16 protein-coding genes are annotated in these 18,907 nt (G+C 65.7%); 7 read left to right on the top strand and 9 right to left on the bottom strand.

Translation table 11 applies throughout. The features are described from left to right. Positions 1–85: 85 nt before the first annotated feature. Genes hemL through AC0SZ7_RS14700 form a run of 3 tightly spaced genes read right to left on the bottom strand, consistent with a single transcriptional unit; the run spans position 86 to position 2,835 of the window. A complete protein-coding gene (hemL, locus tag AC0SZ7_RS14710) occupies positions 86–1,369 on the bottom strand; it encodes a glutamate-1-semialdehyde 2,1-aminomutase (protein ID WP_475505074.1) in 1,284 nt (427 codons plus the stop codon). A gap of 17 nt (positions 1,370–1,386) precedes the next feature. Continuing rightward, positions 1,387–2,013, bottom strand: coding sequence for a thiamine phosphate synthase (gene thiE / locus AC0SZ7_RS14705; RefSeq protein ID WP_475505073.1), 627 nt, complete (start codon positions 2,011–2,013; stop codon positions 1,387–1,389). 24 nt (positions 2,014–2,037) lie between these two features. Next, positions 2,038–2,835 (bottom strand): hydroxymethylpyrimidine/phosphomethylpyrimidine kinase, encoded by a 798-nt coding sequence (locus tag AC0SZ7_RS14700; protein WP_475505072.1) that lies wholly within the window; start codon positions 2,833–2,835, stop codon positions 2,038–2,040. 263 nt (positions 2,836–3,098) lie between these two features. On the opposite strand from AC0SZ7_RS14700, the gene AC0SZ7_RS14695 reads away from it, so the two are divergent. The 4 genes from AC0SZ7_RS14695 (at position 3,099) to AC0SZ7_RS14680 (ending at position 9,541) form a co-directional block, all read left to right on the top strand. Beyond that, positions 3,099–5,492: a hybrid sensor histidine kinase/response regulator gene (locus tag AC0SZ7_RS14695; protein ID WP_475505071.1), complete on the top strand. Its 2,394-nt coding sequence runs from the start codon at positions 3,099–3,101 to the stop codon at positions 5,490–5,492. Positions 5,493–5,563: 71 nt separating this feature from the next. Beyond that, positions 5,564–7,213: an acyl-CoA dehydrogenase family protein gene (locus AC0SZ7_RS14690; RefSeq protein ID WP_475505070.1), complete on the top strand. Its 1,650-nt coding sequence runs from the start codon at positions 5,564–5,566 to the stop codon at positions 7,211–7,213. A 146-nt stretch (positions 7,214–7,359) separates the two neighbouring features. Beyond that, positions 7,360–8,832 carry an AMP nucleosidase gene (gene amn / locus AC0SZ7_RS14685; protein ID WP_475505069.1) on the top strand — a complete coding sequence of 491 codons (1,473 nt, stop codon included), beginning with the start codon at positions 7,360–7,362 and terminating at the stop codon, positions 8,830–8,832. A gap of 139 nt (positions 8,833–8,971) precedes the next feature. Continuing rightward, positions 8,972–9,541: a pseudouridine synthase gene (locus AC0SZ7_RS14680; protein WP_475505089.1), complete on the top strand. Its 570-nt coding sequence runs from the start codon at positions 8,972–8,974 to the stop codon at positions 9,539–9,541. 29 nt (positions 9,542–9,570) lie between these two features. Here AC0SZ7_RS14680 and AC0SZ7_RS14675 read toward each other — a convergent pair whose 3' ends face one another. Next, on the bottom strand, positions 9,571–9,774 hold the full coding sequence (locus AC0SZ7_RS14675; RefSeq protein WP_475505068.1) for a DUF2788 domain-containing protein: 204 nt from the start codon (positions 9,772–9,774) through the stop codon (positions 9,571–9,573). A gap of 12 nt (positions 9,775–9,786) precedes the next feature. After that, a complete protein-coding gene (locus AC0SZ7_RS14670) occupies positions 9,787–10,266 on the bottom strand; it encodes an Lrp/AsnC family transcriptional regulator (protein WP_416427041.1) in 480 nt (159 codons plus the stop codon). A gap of 766 nt (positions 10,267–11,032) precedes the next feature. Here AC0SZ7_RS14670 and AC0SZ7_RS14665 point away from each other — a divergent pair. Beyond that, on the top strand, positions 11,033–12,109 hold the full coding sequence (locus tag AC0SZ7_RS14665) for a DUF6515 family protein (protein WP_475505067.1): 1,077 nt from the start codon (positions 11,033–11,035) through the stop codon (positions 12,107–12,109). Here the strand turns inward: AC0SZ7_RS14665 and AC0SZ7_RS14660 are convergent. Further along, positions 12,094–13,008, bottom strand: coding sequence for a cation diffusion facilitator family transporter (locus AC0SZ7_RS14660; protein WP_475505066.1), 915 nt, complete (start codon positions 13,006–13,008; stop codon positions 12,094–12,096). The two genes, AC0SZ7_RS14665 and AC0SZ7_RS14660, sit on opposite strands and share 16 nt — an antisense overlap. A 12-nt stretch (positions 13,009–13,020) precedes the next feature. Beyond that, entirely contained in the window at positions 13,021–13,440 is a 420-nt protein-coding gene (locus AC0SZ7_RS14655; RefSeq protein ID WP_475505065.1) for a polyribonucleotide nucleotidyltransferase, read from the bottom strand. A gap of 108 nt (positions 13,441–13,548) precedes the next feature. Here AC0SZ7_RS14655 and hrpB point away from each other — a divergent pair, with 108 nt between their 5' ends. After that, complete coding sequence (gene hrpB, locus AC0SZ7_RS14650; protein WP_475505064.1) at positions 13,549–16,074, top strand: ATP-dependent helicase HrpB; 2,526 nt, start codon at positions 13,549–13,551, stop codon at positions 16,072–16,074. An 84-nt stretch (positions 16,075–16,158) separates the two neighbouring features. Here hrpB and AC0SZ7_RS14645 read toward each other — a convergent pair whose 3' ends face one another. Then, positions 16,159–17,247, bottom strand: coding sequence for an endonuclease/exonuclease/phosphatase family protein (locus tag AC0SZ7_RS14645; RefSeq protein WP_475505063.1), 1,089 nt, complete (start codon positions 17,245–17,247; stop codon positions 16,159–16,161). Positions 17,248–17,310: 63 nt separating this feature from the next. Beyond that, on the bottom strand, positions 17,311–17,970 hold the full coding sequence (locus tag AC0SZ7_RS14640) for a YciC family protein (RefSeq protein WP_475505062.1): 660 nt from the start codon (positions 17,968–17,970) through the stop codon (positions 17,311–17,313). A gap of 200 nt (positions 17,971–18,170) precedes the next feature. Here AC0SZ7_RS14640 and AC0SZ7_RS14635 point away from each other — a divergent pair, with 200 nt between their 5' ends. Then, positions 18,171–18,899 carry a DUF2076 domain-containing protein gene (locus AC0SZ7_RS14635; RefSeq protein WP_475505061.1) on the top strand — a complete coding sequence of 243 codons (729 nt, stop codon included), beginning with the start codon at positions 18,171–18,173 and terminating at the stop codon, positions 18,897–18,899. Positions 18,900–18,907: the final 8 nt, after the last annotated feature.

Below are 18,907 nucleotides of genomic sequence, written 5' to 3'. Positions count from 1 at the left end.
AGCTGGGACGGTGGGGGGTCGCTGTCTTCAGAGGGTGCTTTTGAGGCCCTAAAAACTCGCGGGCAAGCCAGCTCCCACAACACGCTTATTTCAACGCCGCGAAGGCACGCTCGGCCGCATCCAGGGTGATTTTCAGCTCGGCATCGCCATGGGCGATGGAAGTGAAACCAGCCTCGAAGGCGCTAGGCGCCAGGTACACGCCGCCTTCCAGCATCAGGTGGAAGAAGCGCTTGAAGCGCTCGGCATCGCTGCTCATCACGTCTTCGAAGGTGACGATGTCATCGGCGCCGCTGAAGTACAGGCCGAACATGCCGCCCGCCTGGGTAGTCACGAACGGGATGCCGGCGGCGTCGGCGCGCTGTTGCAGGCCGTCGAGCAGGCGCGTGGTGTAGTCGGTCAGCTCGTCGTGGAAGCCGGGGCGGCTGATCAGGTTCAGGGTGGTCAGGCCGGCGGCCATGGCCAGCGGGTTGCCCGACAGGGTGCCAGCCTGGTACACCGGGCCCAGCGGCGCGATGTGCGACATGATCTCGCGCTTGCCGCCGAAGCAGCCCACTGGCATGCCGCCGCCGATGATCTTGCCGAAGGTGCTGAGGTCGGGGGTGACGCCGTAGTAGGCCTGGGCGCCGCCCAGGGCCACGCGGAAGCCGGTCATCACTTCATCGAAGATCAGTACCACGCCGTGCTGGGTGCACAGGTCGCGCAGGCCCTGCAGATAGCCCGGGGCAGGCGGCACGCAGTTCATGTTGCCGGCCACCGGCTCGACGATGATGCACGCCACTTCTTCGCCCACTTCAGCGAGCATTTCGGCCACGGCCTGCAGGTTGTTGAACGGCAGGGTCAGGGTGTGCTTGGCGAAGGCCGCCGGCACGCCTGGCGAGCTTGGCACGCCCAGGGTCAATGCGCCGGAACCTGCTTTCACCAGCAGGCTGTCGGAGTGGCCGTGGTAGCAACCTTCGAACTTGATGATGCTGTCGCGGCCGGTGAAGCCACGGGCCAGGCGAATGGCGCTCATGGTGGCCTCGGTGCCCGAGCTGACCATGCGCACCATTTCCATCGATGGCACCAGCGAGCAGACCAGGTCTGCCATCTGCGTTTCCATTTCAGTCGGCGCGCCGTACGAAAGGCCGTGCTCCAGCTGCTTGCGCACCGCGTCCAGCACGTCCGGGTGGCTGTGGCCCAGGATCATCGGGCCCCAGGAGCCCACGTAGTCGACGTAGCGCTTGTCATCTTCGTCAGTGACGTAGGCGCCGGCGGCGTGCTTGAAGAACAGCGGCGTGCCGCCCACGCTCTTGAAAGCACGCACGGGCGAGTTGACGCCACCGGGAATGTGTTTCTGGGCATTGGCGAATAGCGTTTCGGAGCGGGACATAATCAGGGTCTCGTTAATCAGGCAGTTTCGAACAGGGCGTTGAACGCGCGGGCGCGGGCGGTCACTTCCTGGGCGGTGTCGGCGCCAAACAGCGCATTCACCACGGCCAGCAGGTCGGCGCCCTGTTCCAGCAACAGGGGGGCGTTTTCCAGGGTGATGCCGCCAATCGCACAGATCGGCAGCTTCAACTGGGCACGGGCCTGGCTGAGGGTGTCCAGGGGCACCAGGCCGGCATCGGGCTTGGTGCTGGAGTCGAAGAAGGCGCCGAAGGCCACGTAGCTGGCGCCTTCGCGGGCAGCTTGTTCAGCCAGGTCCAGGCGGCCGTGGCAGGTGGAACCGATGATGGCGTTGCGGCCCAGCAGCGCACGCGCCGGGGTCAGCGGGCCGTCGGTCTGGCCCAGGTGCACGCCCACGCCCAGGCGGGCGGCCAGTTCGGCGTCATCGTTGATGATCAGCTGGGTCTTGTAGGGTTCGCACAGTTTGCGCAGGGCTTCGGCCTCACGCAGGCGGCGGGCCTCGTCGGTGCTTTTGTCGCGGTATTGCAGCAGCAGCACGCCGCCGTCCAGGGCCGCCTTGACGTAGTCAAGGAAGCGGCCGGCCAGCAGCTTGCTGTCGGTAATGGCGTAAAGGCCACGTAGTTTCATCACACTCACCTCTTTGGCGCGGCGTTACGAGCAGAAATCCAGCGGCAAGCGGCGCGGCACATACTGGCCCTTGCCGAGCTGCTCGGCGTCACGCAGGGTGCGCCAGGTGTAATCCAGGGCCGACTTCACGGCGCTTTCCAACTGTTCGCCCAGGGCCAGGCGGCCGGCGAGGGCGCTGGCCAGGGTGCATCCCGAACCATGATAGCTGCCCGGCAGGCGCTGGCAGGTGAAGGTCTGGCGGCGGCCGTCGCGGCTGTACAGGCGGTTGTGAATCTCGGTCTCGTCACCGTGGCCGCCGGTGATCAGCAGGTGGCGCACGTAGGGCAGCAGTTTTTCCGCGCATTCGTCGGCGCTGCCTTCGGGCAGTTCGGCCAGGATGCGTGCTTCAGGCAGGTTGGGGGTGGCAATGATGGCCAGCGGCAGCAGGCGTTCGCGCATGGCGTAGCCCACTTCATCCTTGCCCAGGCGGCCGCCACCACCGGCGCGCAGCACCGGGTCGCACACCATCGGCAGGTGCGGGTGCTGGGTCAGCAGTTCGACCACCGTGTCGACTATTTCCAGCGAGCCGAGCATGCCCAGCTTGACTGCCGCCACTTCGGAATCGTTGAGCACGGCATTGGCCTGGGCCAGTACCCACTCGCGGTCCAGCACGCGGAAGTCGGTGACATTGACAGTGTCCTGCACGGTCAGGGCGGTCACGGCAGGTGCTGCGTGACAACCCTGGGCGATCAGGGCTTCGATATCTGCCTGCAGGCCGGCGCCGCCACTGGGGTCGTGGCCGGAGAGACAGAGGACAACGGGGCGGGAGCTATAGATATTCATGGTGCGCGAGCTTACCACCAAACGCTTTTGCCGGGACCGGGCGGCAGGGACTGATTTTTTGTCACAATAGTCAGGCAATTTTCCAGGGTATTGGCTGTAAGTGTTGTTCTAGAGCCTTTGATACAATTTTCTACAAGCGCTGCACTAGTGGCCAGAAGCTATGCTAGAGTGCTTCGAAACCGATAACAGGCACTGCCGGACGACGTCGTCTCAAAGGGAATGGGGGCTTCCTGACGCGCTCGGACAGGCTACGCTGGGGCTGTATGCGCTATTTCCTGATTCTACTGGTGGGCTGGCTACCGCTGCTGGCCTGCGCGCTCGATTTTGACGAGTCCACGCGCACCCTTCCCCTGGGGCACGTGATGCACGTCTATGAAGATGTCGATGGCTCGGCCAGCATCGAGCAGGTCACGTCCGCGGCGTTTGCCGACAAATTCCGTCGGCAAAGCGAAGCCGTGCTCAACGCCGGCTACTCGCGCTCGGTGTTCTGGCTGCGCGTGGACCTGCGCTTCACGCCCAAGGACCCCGACGCCGTCGGCAACTGGCTGCTGGAGCTGGCGTACCCGCCCATGGACAGCATCGAGCTGTTCCTGCCCGATGCCAGCGGCAAGTTCCGCCTGGCCCAGAGCACCGGCGACGAACTGCCGTACTCGGTGCGCGAGATCAAGCAGAACAACTACGTATTCGCCATCCCGTTCCCGGCCTACCAGGCCAGGACCGTGTACCTGCGCATTCACAGCGAAGGCTCGGTGCAGGCGCCGCTGAACCTGTGGTCCTACACCGCTTACCTTGAAGATCAGCCCACTCGTCTGTATGTGCTGGGGCTGATTTATGGCGTGCTGCTGGGCATGCTGGTCTACAACCTGTTCATCTACCTGAGCGTGCGCGACAAAAGCTACCTCTACTACATCCTCTACATCGCCTCGTTCGGCCTGTACCAGGTGTCGGTGAACGGTGCCGGGGTGCAGTATTTCTGGCCCGAGAACCCCTGGTGGGCCAACGCCGCCACGCCGTTCCTGATCGGCTCGGCCGCCTTGTTCGGCAGCCAGTTCGCGCGCAGTTTCCTGCAGACCGCCGACCACAGCCGCTGGCTCGACCGCGTGCTGATGGGCCTGATGGGCGTGGGCGTGGTGACGATGCTGCTGTCGCTGACCGCCACCTACGGCATGGCGCTGCGCCTGGCCACGTTGCTGGCGCTGGTGTTCACCGTGGTGATCTTCAGCGCCGGCCTGATCGCCTGGTGGCGCGGCCTGCGCCTGGCGCGTTACTTCATCATTGCCTGGACCGCGTTCCTGGCCGGCGGCATCGTCAATACCCTGATGGTGCTGGGCTACCTGCCCAACGTCTTCATCACCATGTACGCCAGCCAGATTGGCTCGGCACTGGAAGTGGGCCTGCTGTCGCTGGCGCTGGCCGACCGCATCAATTCCATGCGCGAGCAACAGGCGCGGGTGCTGCTGGAAGCGGGCCAGAAGCTGGAATTGCTGAACCAGCAACTGGCCAACAGCAACCGCCTGAAAGACGAGTTCCTGGCCACCGTCACCCATGAACTGCGCACGCCCATGAACGGTGTGATCGGCTCGCTGGAACTGATGCAGACCGTGCCCATGGCAACCGAGCTTGAGCAGTATCAGCAGACCGCCGCCGGCTCGGCGCGGGACATGATGCGCATGGTCGACGACATCCTCATCCTCACCGAACTGCAGGCTGGCAAGCTCTACCCGCGCCACGAGCCGTTCGGCGTGCAGGCCCTGCTCGACACGCTGCAGATGCAGTTCGGCCGCGCGGCGCAGGCCAAGCACCTGGCGTTCTCGGTGGAAACCGACAGCGACCTGCCCGAACGCCTGCAGGGCGACTCGAAGAAGCTGGCGCTGTGCCTGGGCTGCCTGCTGGACAATGCCATCAAGTTCACCCGCCAGGGCTCGGTGGGCCTGCGCGTGCGGGTGGGCGAGCGCACGGCAGATAGCCTGGCGCTGAGCTTCAAGGTCAGCGACACCGGCATCGGCTTCAGCCAACTGGCGGACGCCACCCTGTACCAGCGCTTCTTCCAGGTCGACGGCTCGATGACCCGCGAATACGGCGGCCTGGGTATCGGCCTGGCAATCTGCCGGCAGTTGGCCGACCTGATGGGCGGCGAAATCAGCCACCATTCCGAACCGGGGCGCGGCAGCTGGTTTGAATTGCACGTGCAACTGGGCCTGGTGGATGACGCCGACGCAGCCCCCGCAGGCCCGCGCACCGAACCCCAGCGCACCCAGCGTTCGCCGCACGATTGCACCGTGTTGCTGGTGGATGACAACAGCATCAACCAGCTGGTGATTCGCGGCATGCTGCTCAAGCTGGGCTACCGCGTGCGCACTGCCGACGATGGCATTACCGCGCTGGAACTGCTGCACCGCGAGCGTTTCGACGCCGTGCTGCTGGACTGCCAGACCCCGCTTACCGACGCCTTCGCCACCTGCCGGCGCCTGCGCGAGTTGCCCGGCTGCGCGCGCCTGCCGGTGCTGGCGGTGGTAGGCCAGCGCCAGGAGCGCGAGCGCTGCCTAGAGGCCGGCATGAGCGATTGCCTGAACCGGCCGGTGCGTTTCGAGGAGCTGCAGACGGCCCTGCACCGCTGGTTGCTGGTGAAGGCTGAGGGCGAAAGCGCCGACATTTAGGCCGATATGTCACTTTGACGCTGGCGGGTGGCGTGATTCACTGGGGTATGAACCTGCCCCGGGAGCGCGCCATGAACCTGCACCAGTTCGCCGAAACCCACGAAGTCAGCAACCAGCCACCTTCCCTGGACGGTGCCAACTTGTGGCGTATCGACCTGCCATTGCAGGCCTGGGCCAAGCGCTTCGGGGGTGGCTGGGCCGAGGCGCGCATCGATGCCTACGGCGTGCTGGCCGGTGGGCCGCTGATGGCGGCGGGTTTCCTGGCCAACCAGAACAAGCCGGTGTTCAGCAGCCATGATCGCTACGGCCACCGTATCGACCTGGTGGAGTTCCATCCCGCCTACCATGAACTGATGCGCACCGCCGTCGAGCACGGCCTGCCGTCGCTACCCTGGACCGAGCCGCGCCCGGGCGCCCACGTGGCGCGCGCCGCCATGACGTACCTGCACACCCAGGCCGAGGCCGGCAGTGGTTGCCCGCTGACCATGACCTTCGCCAGCGTGCCGGCGCTGCGCCTGCAACCCGACCTGGCCGAGCAGTGGTTGCCCAAGGTGCTGAGCACCGAATACGACCCGCGCAACGTCGGCATGGCGCACAAGGCGGGCGTTACGCTGGGCATGGCCATGACCGAGAAACAGGGCGGCACCGACGTGCGTGCCAACACCACCCGCGCGTTTCCGGTAGGCGCGCCGGGGCCCGGCCAGGCCTATGAGCTGGTGGGGCACAAGTGGTTCTGTTCGGCGCCCATGTGCGATGCCTTCCTCACGCTGGCGCAGACCGACAAGGGCCTGACCTGCTTCCTGCTGCCGCGCCACCGCCCGGACGACACCCGCAACGAGTTCTACATCCAGCGCCTGAAGAACAAGCTGGGCAACTGCTCCAATGCCTCCAGCGAAGTGGAATTCCGCGGCGCGCTGGCGTGGATGGTGGGCGAGGAGGGCCGTGGCGTGCCGACCATCATCGAGATGGTGGCCATGACCCGCTTCGATTGCATGGTCGGCTCCAGCGCGCTGATGCGCCAGGCGCTGACCCAGGCGGCGCACCACTGCGCCCATCGGCAGGTGGGCGGGCGGCTGCTGGCCGAGCAGCCGTTGATGCAGAACGTGCTGGCCGACCTGGCACTGGAAAGCGAGGCGGCGCTGGCGCTGAGCCTGCGCATGGGCCAGGCGCTGGACCACCTGGATGACGGCCAGCAGGCGCGCTTCGCCCGGCTGATGACGGCGGTGGGCAAATACTGGATCTGCAAGCGTGCCCCCGCCATGATCAACGAAGCCGCCGAGTGCATGGGCGGCGCGGGTTACGTCGAGGACAGCATCCTGCCGCGGCTGTACCGCGAGGCGCCGGTGAACTCCACCTGGGAAGGCTCGGGCAACGTCCAGTGCCTGGACGTGCTGCGCGCCTTGTCCAAGGAACCGGGCGTGCTCGATGCGCTGTTCAGCGAGCTGGGCGATGGCCACGGCGACCGCCGCCTGGCGGCGCACATCGACGCGCTGAAGGCGGCGTTCCAGGACACCAGCGACATCCAGTACCGCGCCCGCCAGCTCACCGAGGACATCGCCCTGGCGGTGCAGGCCAAGCTGTTGCTGGAGGCCGGTAACGCGCTGGTCAGTGACGCCTTCATCGCCAGCCGCCTGAGCGGTGGCGGCCGCGTCTACGGCGCGCTGCCGCGCGGCCTCGACGTCGAAGCACTGGTCCAACGCTCAACCCCCTACTTTGCATGATACCTGTGGGAGCTGGCTTGCCAGCGAGCTTTTCTGGCGCTGAAAATCTCGCTGGCAAGCCAGCTCCCACAAACACCTTGAACGCGTGCCTTTACGCTTTGTTACAGGCAAGATGGAGGTCTGCAAGATCAGACAGGAAGCGCACCGTGACTCGAACTGCCGAAGCCTTTGTTGTTGTCGAAACCGCCGAACAAGCCGTCGATCGTCTGGCTGAGCTGCACGAGCGGGGTACCAAGGCCCTGAGCCAGGCGCTCAAGCAATACCTCAAGGACCGCAGCGAACCCGACGCTGCCCAGCGCGCCCTGTTCCACTACCCGGAGCTGCGCGTCACCTACACCTACAGCGGCGAAGTGCCGCCTATCACCCGCGCCTACGCCAAGGTGCAGTCGCCGGGCACCTATTCGGTCACCGTCACCCAGCCCGCCGCGTTCCGCACCTACCTGCTGGACCAGCTCAAGCCGCTGATGCGCGACTTCTCCGTCACCGTCGAGGTGGGCGTCAGCGAACAGAACATCCCGTACCCCTATGTGGTCGAGCAGGGCGATGAACTGGCCGGCAGCGGTGTCACCGCCGCAGCCCTGGCCCGCGTGTTCCCCAGCACCGACCTGTCCGCCGCCACCGATGGCGTCGCCGACGGCCTGTATGACTGGGCCACCGCCGACCCGATGCCGCTGGCGCTGTTCGACGCCGCCCGCGTCGACTTCTCCCTGCGCCGCCTGATCCACTACACCGGCAGCGACTGGCGCCATGTACAGCCGTGGATCCTGCTGACCAACTACCACCGTTATGTCGACCAGTTCGTCACCCATGGCCTGGAGCAATTGCAGAGCGACCCGCGTTTCGTGCGCATGGTCATGCCCGGCAACGTGGTGATCGAAAAGGGCATGGCCAGCGAGCAGGCCCAGGCCCTGGTGGACAGCGTGGTGTGGCACCGCTACCAGATGCCGGCCTACCACCTGATCGCCGCCGACGGCGACGGCGTGACCCTGGTCAACATCGGCGTGGGCCCCTCCAACGCCAAGAACATCACCGACCACCTGGCCGTGCTGCGCCCGCACTGCTGGCTGATGATCGGCCACTGTGGCGGCCTGCGGCAGTCGCAGACCATCGGCGACTATGTGCTGGCCCACGCCTACATGCGCCAGGACGGTATCCTTGACCGCGTGCTGCCGCCGAACATTCCCATCCCGGCCCTGGCCGAGGTGCAGATGGCGCTGCAGGAGGCGGCTGCCCAAGTGACTGGCGAGCGCGGCGACGAACTGAAAAAGCGCCTGCGCACCGGCACCGTGCTGACCTACGACGACCGTAACTGGGAGCTGCGCTGGGCCCAGGAACGGCCGCTGATCAACCTGTCGCGCGCCGTGGCAGTGGACATGGAAAGCGGCACTATCGCCGCCCAGGGCTACCGCCTGCGGGTGCCTTACGGCACCTTGCTGTGTGTGTCCGACAAGCCGCTGCACAGCGAGATCAAGCTGCCGGGTTCGGCCAACGCCTTCTACAACCGCGCGGTCAGCCAGCACTTGAACATCGGCATCGCCGCCCTGGACCTGCTGCGCACCGAGCTGAACTCGCTGCATTCGCGCAAACTGCGCAGCTTCGACGAGCCGCCGTTCCGCTGAGGTTTGCCCAAAGCAGCCGGGCCCACTAGCATAGTCGGCCCAGCTGCCTTGAAACCTTGCCCCCATGCCTTTGCCACCCCGCACCAATGCCCGCCGCCCAGGCGCCAAACCCTTTGCCAAACCCGGGCAGCCACGGCGCGTGGCCAAGGCGCCGCCGGCCGAACCGCGGCTGATCCTGTTCAACAAGCCGTTCGACGTGCTGACCCAGTTCAGCGACGGCGAGGGCCGCGCGACGCTCAAGGATTTTATCGACATCCCAGGCATCTACCCCGCCGGGCGCCTTGACCGCGACAGCGAAGGCCTGCTGCTGCTGACCAATGACGGCCAGTTGCAGGCGCGCATCGCCGACCCCAAGCACAAGTTGGCGAAAACCTACTGGGTACAAGTTGAAGGCGAGCCCACCGAAGAGCACCTGCAGCGCCTGCGCCAGGGCGTCGAGCTCAATGACGGCATGACCCTGCCAGCCCAGGCGCGCTTGCTGGAAGAGCCAGACCTGTGGCCGCGTGACCCGCCGGTGCGTTTCCGCAAGAGCGTGCCCACCCACTGGCTGGAGTTGATCATCAAGGAAGGCCGCAACCGCCAGGTGCGACGAATGACTGCCGCAGTTGGCCTGCCCACACTGCGCCTGGTGCGCGTGCGCATTGGCGACTGGGCGCTGGATGGCCTGGAACAAGGCAAATACCGCGAAGTCCCCGCCCCCCGCCCGTAGCAGCGGCCACCGGCCGCGTCCCGCCGCGGTCAATGGGCCTCAATCACCGCAATCACCACGCTCTTGATCACGAACGCCAGTATCCCCAGCCCCAGCACCGCAAACAGGATAATGGTGCCAAACCGCCCGGCCCTGGACTTCTTCGCCAGGTCCCAGACGATAAACCCCATGAACCCGATTAGCACGGTCACCAGGATGGTCATCATCCATTCTTCGAATACCGCCGGGTCCATGGGCAACCTCCGTCAGGTACGCAGGTGGGTCAGGGGCAGCTCGGTGCTGGCCAGTACCTGGTTCAGCACAAAGCTGGAACGCACGCTGGTGACGCCGTCGATACGGGTCAGGTGGCCCAGCAGCAGTTTCTGGTAGTGGTCCATGTCCGGCACCACCACTTTCAGCTGGTAGTCAGCTTCCATGCCGGTCACCAGGCTGCATTCCAGCACCTGGGGCAGGGCGCGCACTGCGGCCTCGAAGTTCTCGAAACGCTCGGGCGTGTGGCGGTCCATGCCGATGTGCACGTAGGCGGTGAGGCTCAGGCCCAGCATCTTGCGGTCCAGCAGGGCGACCTGGCGGGTGATGTAGCCGTCGTCTTCCAGCTGCTTGACCCGGCGCGAGCACGGCGATGGCGACAGGCCGATGCGCTCGGCCAGTTCCTGGTTGGAGATACGAGCATCGCGCTGCAATTCAGCCAGAATGCTCAGGTCATATCGGTCCAGCTTGCTCATGGATCTGCCCTTGATCTTTAATATTGCTGCAAATTATCCATCTGAAGGCAAAAATTGCGCAAGTGATGTTTTCGTCAGCAATCTTAGCAATCCCCTGTCGCCGCCTTCGACGTATTCTTTTAACCAGAATCACTACCCGGACACGAGTCCACTGCAACCAGACCCAAGCAGGCAGGTTGCGGCCACCACCCCCACAGGGGCTGTGCTGGCCCCCGGGTTGCACACTGCCCAGAAGGCGGCGTGAGGTGAGCCGGCGCCACAAGCGTCGAGCAGGACGGAAGACACTCAAGGGAGGCCGACGGGCCTCCCTTCTTTATTTGTGCGCGGGAAAATCTGTCCCGCGCCCAGGTGTCCGGCAGTATTTCTTTGTTGCCGCGCCAATCGCGCGCCGCCCCCGCGGCGCTTCGCAGCCTTCGGCAGCTCCTACATCTGTTGCAACGTGCCGCAGCCTGTCCGAGAGGCGTTGCCTGCCTGGTGCCCACGCTGAATTCCGTCGAGCCCACATGGCTAAGACCTCGGTCGATCAGGCCATGGTACGTTTAAGCAAATGTAGGAGCTGCCGAAGGCGGCGAAGCGCCGCGCGGGCGGCGCTCGATTTCATGAACAATCAAAAAGCATCGACTAGCAACTCTGTGCCAAACCAACCACGCATGAAAATCATGTCCCCGCCGATACCCTTCGCATACAGGCTGATAAACTTGAAGAACCGAAGGCGGTTTTTCCAGTCTTATCTACAAGCGCCCATCCACCCCCCGTGAGGAATAGCATGAAGTCGCGCATCTGGCATTTGGCAGGTGTTGGTCTGCTTTGCGTGAGCGCCAGCGCTCAAACCCTGGCCGAAGGTCCGAACTCGCAACAGGAACAGCACGGTCCGCAGGGGCAACAGCACGGGGGTGGCCAGCAGCAGAACCATCCGCAACAACAGCAGCAGCCTCAGCAGCAACAGCGCCCGCCGCAACAAAGCGGGCAATACCAGTTCCATCAACAGAATTTCAACCGCGAGCAGCCCGGCAACGCCCGGCCGCAGAACGCGCAGCCGCAGTTCCATCAGCAGCATGACACGCCCACGCAGTTCCACCAGGAGCAGCCGCGCGCGCCGCAGCAAAGCGGCCAGTACCAGTTTCACCAGGAACCGCGCCAGCAGCAGGCCGAGCAGCCGCCCATTCGCCCGCACCCCGATGAAGTGCGCCAGACCCAGCCGCCTATTCGCGGCAACTACGCCGATATGCCCAACCGTGACCGGCGTGACGACCACCGCTGGCCGGGGCGGCCGGGTGGCTATGGCAACGGCTGGGGCTCGGGCCCGCAATACCGGCCGGGGCAATATGTCGATCGTTTCCCGGGGCAGTCCTACCGCGTCCCCTATCGCGGCGGTGACTACTTCTTCTCCGATGGCTACTGGTACCGCCCTCAAGGCCCGCGCTACGTGGTAGTGGCGCCGCCCTACGGCATCCGCACGCGTTACCTGCCCGACTATGCCAGTGAGGTGTGGGTCGGTGGCTCACTGTTCTTCATGGCCGCTGGCAGTTACTACCAGTGGGCGGACGACAGCCAGGATTACGTGGTGGTGAACCCGCCCGTGGCCCAGGAACAGATTCCGCAACCCCAGCCGCAGCCTCAGCCACAACCGGCCGCCGACCCTTACGACGTGGCGGTGTACCCGGCCTACGGCCAAAGCCCGGAACAGGTCCAGCAAGACAAATACGAGTGCTACCGCATCGCCGTGCAGCAGACCGGGTTCGACCCGGCAAGCGCCACCTACCAGCCTGACCCGGCGGTGGTCTACAGCTACCGCAACGCCATGGCGTCGTGCCTGAGCACCCGCGGTTACAGGGTGAACTGAGGGGTGTGGGCCTTGCCGGCCTGCACCACTTCTTCCGGGTCGGCGTGCACCAGTACTTCGGCCTTGGGGAACTGCGCCATGATCGCCGCTTCCACCTGTTCACACAGGGCGTGGGCGGCGGTCAGGCTCAAGGTGCCGGGCAGCTCCAGGTGCAGCTGCACGAACCAGTGGTTGCCCGACACGCGTGTACGCAGGTCATGGGCACCCAGCACGCCAGGCACCGCGCAGGCCAGTTCCAGCATCTGCGCGCTGACGTCTGCGGGCAGCTCCTCATCCATCAGAATGGCGGCGCTTTCCCGGGCGATCTGGTAGGCGCTCCAGAGGATGTACAGGGAGATGCCCAGGCCGAAGAAGGCGTCCATCTGCCCGAAGCCGAACTGCGCCAGCAGCAAGGCCACCAGGATGCTGCCGTTGAGCATCATGTCCGAGCGGTAGTGCAGCGAGTCTGCGCGAATGGCCGTGGAGCCGGTTTCGCGAATGACCTTGTACTGGATGGCCAGCAGCCCTGCAGTCAGCACCAACGACAGCACCATCACGGCGATGCCGATGCCGGCCTGCCCCAGCGGCTGCGGGTTATGCAGCCGTTCCACCGCCTGGTAGGCGATGAGCACCGCACTGAAGCCGATGAACAAGGCCTGGGCCATGCCCGCCATGGCCTCGGCCTTGCCGTGGCCATAGCGGTGGTCTTCATCGGCCGGGCGCAGCGCATAGTGCACCGCCAGCAGGTTGAGAAACGAGGTGGCGCCGTCCAGCACCGAATCGGTGAGGCCGGCCAGCAGGCTGACCGAGCCGCTCAACCACCAGGCGATGGCCTTGGCGACGATCAGGATGGCCGCCGTGGCCAGGGAAGCACGTGTGGCCAGGCGAAGCAGCTTGATGTGGTGAGCGGATGTGGTCATGGTGGCCTGTGCTTAAGCGGCGGGCTTGAGGCCGTACATGGCCAGTTGTTCCGCGCTGCCACGGCTTTCGATCAGGCGCGGGTCGTTCAGGGGCAGGGTGCGGCCCAGCTCGTTCTGCAGGATAGCCTCCAGTTTCGCCCGATCCACCTTGCCGTCGGCGCCCACCGCCTCGTGCAGTTTTTCCGGCGCCACCTGGGCGGTCTTGCCATGGGGGAAGTAAATGGCACCGGTGGCGAAGTCGACACCGAACGCGATCAGCCCCGGGATGATGTAGAACAGCAGGCCGACGGCATCGGCGATGGCAATGACCGGGTCGATGCGGCCTTCGATCTGGCCGCGACGCTCAGGGTAGAACAGGCTGCCGCAGGCCGTTACCTGGGTGAGCAGGGCGCCCACCAGCACACCGCCAATCAAACGCGAAGGAATACGCATGGGAATCTCCGAAATGGTGAATGCAACCCTACATGGCTGCTGATAGTAAGACCATGATTATAAGGCTCTAGTTCGCCGTTATACTTGGCGGCTTGCTTGGGAGCCACCATGATTTCATTGCCGATAGATGCCGTTCTGCCTGCGTTGCGCCAGGCCCTCGCGGCGCGCCACGAAGCTGTCCTCGAAGCCCCGCCCGGTGCCGGTAAAACCACGCGTGTGCCGCTGGCGTTGCTGGGCGAGCCGTGGCTGGCCGGGCAGACCATCCTCATGCTCGAACCGCGGCGCCTGGCTGCACGCGCGGCAGCCGAGCGGCTGGCCAGCGAGCTGGGCGAGAAGGTCGGTGAAACCGTGGGTTATCGCATTCGCCTGGAGAGCCGGGTGGGCCCGAACACGCGTATCGAGGTGGTCACCGAAGGCATCCTGACCCGCCGCCTGCAGGAAGATCCGGCGCTGGAAGGTGTGGGGCTGGTTATCTTCGATGAATTTCATGAGCGCAGCCTGGATGCCGACCTGGCCTTGGCCCTGAGCCTTAACGGCCGCGAACTGCTGCGCGATGAGCCGCCGTTGAAGATCCTGCTGATGTCGGCGACCCTGGAAGGCGAGCGGCTGGCCGCGATGCTCGATGACGCACCGGTGGTGCGCAGCGAAGGGCGCATGTTCCCGGTGGCCATGCGCTGGGGCCGGCCCTTCCAGGTGGGCGAGTACATCGAGCCACGGGTGGTGAATACCGTGTTGGAGGCACTGAACGACGAAACCGGCAGCCTGCTGGTGTTCCTGCCCGGCCAGGCCGAGATACGTCGTGTGCACCAGCAACTGGCCGAGGCGTTGGGTGATGGCGGCAATGTGTTGCTGTGCCCGCTACACGGTGAGCTGGATCTCAATGCACAACGCGCCGCCATCGACCCCGCGCCAGCAGGCAAGCGCAAGGTGGTGCTGGCCACCAACATCGCCGAGACCAGCCTGACCATCGACGGCGTGCGCGTAGTCATCGACGCAGGGCTTGCGCGGGTACCGCGTTTCGACCCGGGCAGCGGCATGACCCGCCTGGACACCCAGCGCATCTCGCGCGCCAGCGCCACCCAGCGTGCTGGCCGGGCCGGGCGGCTTGAGCCGGGTGTGTGCTACCGGTTGTGGTCCGAGGCCCAGCATGAACAACTGGCCGCCTATGGCGCGGCGGAGATTCTCCAGGCCGACCTGGCCGGGCTGGCGCTGCAACTCAACCGCTGGGGTGTGAGCCCCGAGCAGTTGAGCTGGCTCGACCTGCCACCGGCGGCGGCCTATGGCCAGGCGCTGGACCTGCTGGTGCGCCTGGGCGCCCTGGCCGAGCCGGGCGCCACGGCGCTCACCAGGCATGGCGAGGCCATGGCGCAGCTGCCGGCGCACCCGCGCATCGCCCACCTGCTGTTGCGCGGCCAGGCATTGGGCCTGGCCGGGCTTGCCTGTGATGTGGCGGCGCTGCTGGGCGAGCGCGACATTCTGCGCGGTGCCGGTGCCGACCTGCACAGCCGCCTGGGCCTGGTGTCTGGCGAGCAACGTGGCGCGCGCGGCAGCCAGGGCGGGGTGCAGCGGGTGCGCCAACTGGCGCGGCAATACCGCAGCTACCTGCGCGGCAACGCCAGCACGCCTGTGGCCGATGCCGACCACCCGCGCTGGCTGGGCGCGTTGCTGGCGCTGGCCTATCCCGACCGCGTGGCGCAACAACGACGTGCCGGTGGTGGCGAATACCGCCTGGCCAACGGCCGCGCCGCGCAATTCGGCGAGCCGGATGCGCTGATGAAGCATGAGTGGATTGTCATCGCCGACCTGGGCAGCCGCCAGGGCCAGCGCGAAGAGCGCATTTACCTGGCCACCGACTTCGACGCCGGGCTATTCGACGGTGTGCTGGCCGAGCAGGTGCGCCAGGTCGACCAGCTGGAGTGGGACGAGCGCGAAGGCGTGCTGCGCGCCGAGCGCCAGCGCAAGGTGGGTGAATTGGTACTCAGCCGCGAGCCGTTGCCGGGGCTGGACGACGCCGCACGAGCGAAAGCATTGGTGGGGCTGGTGCGGCGCAAGGGCCTGGAGCTGTTGCCGTGGACCCCGGAGCTGCGCCAGTGGCAGGCGCGGGTCAACCTGCTGCGCCAGCTGGACCTGGCCGGCAGCGGTAGCAGCGAATGGCCGGACGTCAGCGACGTGGCATTGCTGGCCAACCTCGAAGCCTGGCTGGAGCCGTACCTGGGCAAAGTCACGCGGTTGAGCCACTTCGGCAGCCTGGACCTGTCTTCAATCCTGCGCAACGCCTTGCCGTGGCCGTTGCCCCAGCGCCTGGACGAACTGGCGCCGCAGCATTTGATGGTGCCGTCAGGCAGCAATGTGCGCCTGGACTACAGCGAGGTGCCGCCGATTCTGGCGGTGCGCCTGCAGGAACTGTTCGGCCTGGCCGAAACCCCACGCATCGCCAACGGCCGCCAGAAGGTGCTGTTGCACTTGCTGTCGCCGGCGCGGCGGCCGGTGCAGGTCACCCAGGACCTGGCCAACTTCTGGCGCAGCACCTACGCCGAAGTGAAGAAAGACCTCAAAGGCCGCTACCCCAAGCACTACTGGCCGGACGACCCGCTGATCGCCGAAGCCACCGCACGCATCAAACCGCGCAAATAACCCCTTGTGGGAGCTGGCTTGCCAGCGAGTTGTTGGGGCCATAAAAGCTCGCTGGCAAGCCAGCTCCCACACGGGTATCGATCGTCAGGGGGCGGGTGGCGGCAGCAACAAGCGCGCCGTCAGCGGCAGGTGGTCCGAGATCTCCTCGGTATCATCCTGCCGCACCCGCGCCTCCATGCGCTTGAGCTTGGGGCTGTGGAACAGGTAGTCCAGGGTGCGGTCGGGCGCCGGTATCGCCGGGTCGTTGGGGTAATGGGTGAACCAGTCGCTGCGGTCCTCGCCACTGGCTTCGGTGTTGGCCGGAATCATCGGGTAGCGGTCCCACAGCAGGTGCAGCGGGCTGTCGGTGGGGTAGGCGTTGCGTTGCGCTGGCGGCAGGCGCAGGGCCTGGCCCAGGGGCAGGGCGTTGAAATCGCCGCCCAGCAGCCACGGCGTGCCGTGGCTTTCCATGCGGTCGATGCGCTTGAGAATGGCCTGCATCTGCCGCGCCTGGGTGTCCTCGCCCGGGGCATGGCTGTCCAGGTTGGTGTTGAGCACTGCCAGCTGGCCGCCATCCTGAATCGGCAGGTAGCTGGTCAGCAGTGCCCGGTGCGGGGCAAACGGCGCGGTCAGCCAGTGGCCTTCGGCCTGGGGTAACTGCTGGCGCTCGGCCTGCACGATCTGGAAGCGGCTCAGGGTGGCCAGCTTGCGGCCGACGCTGCCGAGGATGTGCGGGTTGGGAATGAAGTCGGCCTTCCAGTCGAACGCCTCGACGCCGCACGGGTACAGGTCGACGATGCGGGCGCGCAGCAACGACAGCTGGTCCTGGTAGTCGCTGGCCTTGGCGCCGTCGTCCAGCTCCTGCAGCAACACCAGGTCGGGCTGCTCGTCGCGGATAACCCGCGCCACTTCATCAAGGTTGTAGGCCAGGTCCTCGGTGGTGGCGCGGTCGTCCGGGCCGCTGCCATCGGGCATATCGTTCCAGAACACATACTGCTTGCCCGCCAGGTGCTGCACGTTCCAGGTCATCACTTTGACGGCCTGGCCCGGCACCAGCTGCGGCGCCGGCCCGCGGCACAGGTTGGCAAGTTTCTCGCGCTGCGGCGGGTGCCACGTCAGGGTGTAGGCCAGAATGCCCAGCAGCAGCGCCAGGGTCACCAGTACCAGCAGGGTATTGCGCAGGAGTCGGGTCATGGGCTCGGCTTTGGCTTCGCGGTATCACCGGAGCATAACCGAGCCGGGCGCCGCGCCCAAGCCTCACGCCTGGGCGGTGTCGTCCATGCGCAGCATGAACAGGCGGTACAGCACCACGCTGGTGAACAGCTGCAGGAAGCCATTGACGCTGTCCAGCAGCAGCGCCTGCCAGTTGCTGGGCTCGGGCCACACCGAATTGCTGACCAGGTCGATGGCCCACAACGGTATCAGCGCGCCGAACACGCACAGCACGATGCGCACGAAGTGGCCCTGGGTCAGCTGGAAGCTGTCGCGCATGGCGGCCATGGGCGTCAGGCCGCGCAATACCAGCAAGTATTCGGCGAACACCAGCTTGACCATCACGTACACGCCCGGCAGCACGAACAGCGACAGGCCGAGCATGATCAGCACAGTGCTGCTTGCCGCCAGTACGGCGAAGAATGGCCACATGCGCAGGGTCACGGCCAGCAAATTGCGCTTGAGCGGTTGCAGGCCCTTGCTGCGGGCATCCAGGAACAGAATCAGCGCACCGGTGTACAGCGGGTAGAACAGCAGGCCCACGACGATGTCATACATGGGAGAGGCGTCTTCGCCCACGGTGTGCTGCACCACCTGGGTGGCCAGTGCTTCCAGCACCACCAATGGCAGGCACAGCTGGGCAATGGCCAGCAGGTTGCGGCGGAAGAAATACAGGGAGTCGCGCAGTACGCTCAAGGGGTTCATCAGTCGGTATCGCAGTAGTCAAAGCAGGCCGACACTTTAGCCCATGCGCCTGGTGGCTCCAACCGCGTTGGCGTGTCGCTGCCTGAAGGAAGTTTCATGGGGCGCTACCATTGAAACCGTCATGCACGTGCCCCATTTTGTACGCAGGCCGCCCATACCGGGCCGGGCCGAATTTTTACCGGCAATCTAACGAGGTCGCCATGAACAGCGAAGAGCAAACCCTGATCGATGGTCTGTTTACCCGGCTCAAGCAAGCCGAAACGGGAGCAGCCCCACGCGACGCCCAGGCGTTCGAGCGGATCAAGGAACATGTGGCCGCGCAACCGGCAGTGCCTTATTACATGGCCCAGGCCATCCTGGTACAGGAAGCGGCCCTCAAGCGCATGGACGAGCAGGTCAAGAAGCTGCAGGCCGACCTGGCGCAAGCCCGCGCCGCAGCCGCGCCCCAGCAACAGCCGCAACAAAGCGGCGGTTTCCTGTCGAGCATTTTCGGTGGTGGTTCCCGCGAGCAGGCGCCTGCCCCGGCCCCGCAGTCGTCCGGCGGCTGGCGCGAGCCTGGCAACCAGCAGTACCAGCAACCGCCCCAACAGCCACAGTACGCGCCACCACCACCGCCACAACAGGCGGCTCCAGCCGCTGGCGGCTTCATGCGTGGCGCCCTGCAGACCGCAGCCGGCGTGGCCGGTGGCGTGATGCTGGCCGAAGGCATCAGCAGCCTGTTCCACCACAACAACCAGCCCCAGGAAATCGTCGAAGTACTGCAAGAGCCAGTGCCGATGCAGGACCAGGGTGGCTGGGGCAATGAGCCCGAGCGTTTCGCCAACAACGATTCGTGGGGCGGCAACAACAACGACGGCGGCTTCGCTGACTCCAACTTCAACGATGACGGCGGCGGCAGCTTCTTCGACGACGACGACACCTTCGTCTGACCCCCTCG

The sequence above is a fragment of the Pseudomonas sp. JC1203 genome (genome assembly GCF_056175065.1).
Note: the sequence above shows the minus strand (reverse complement) of the source record. Positions and strands in the feature narration are given on the sequence as shown.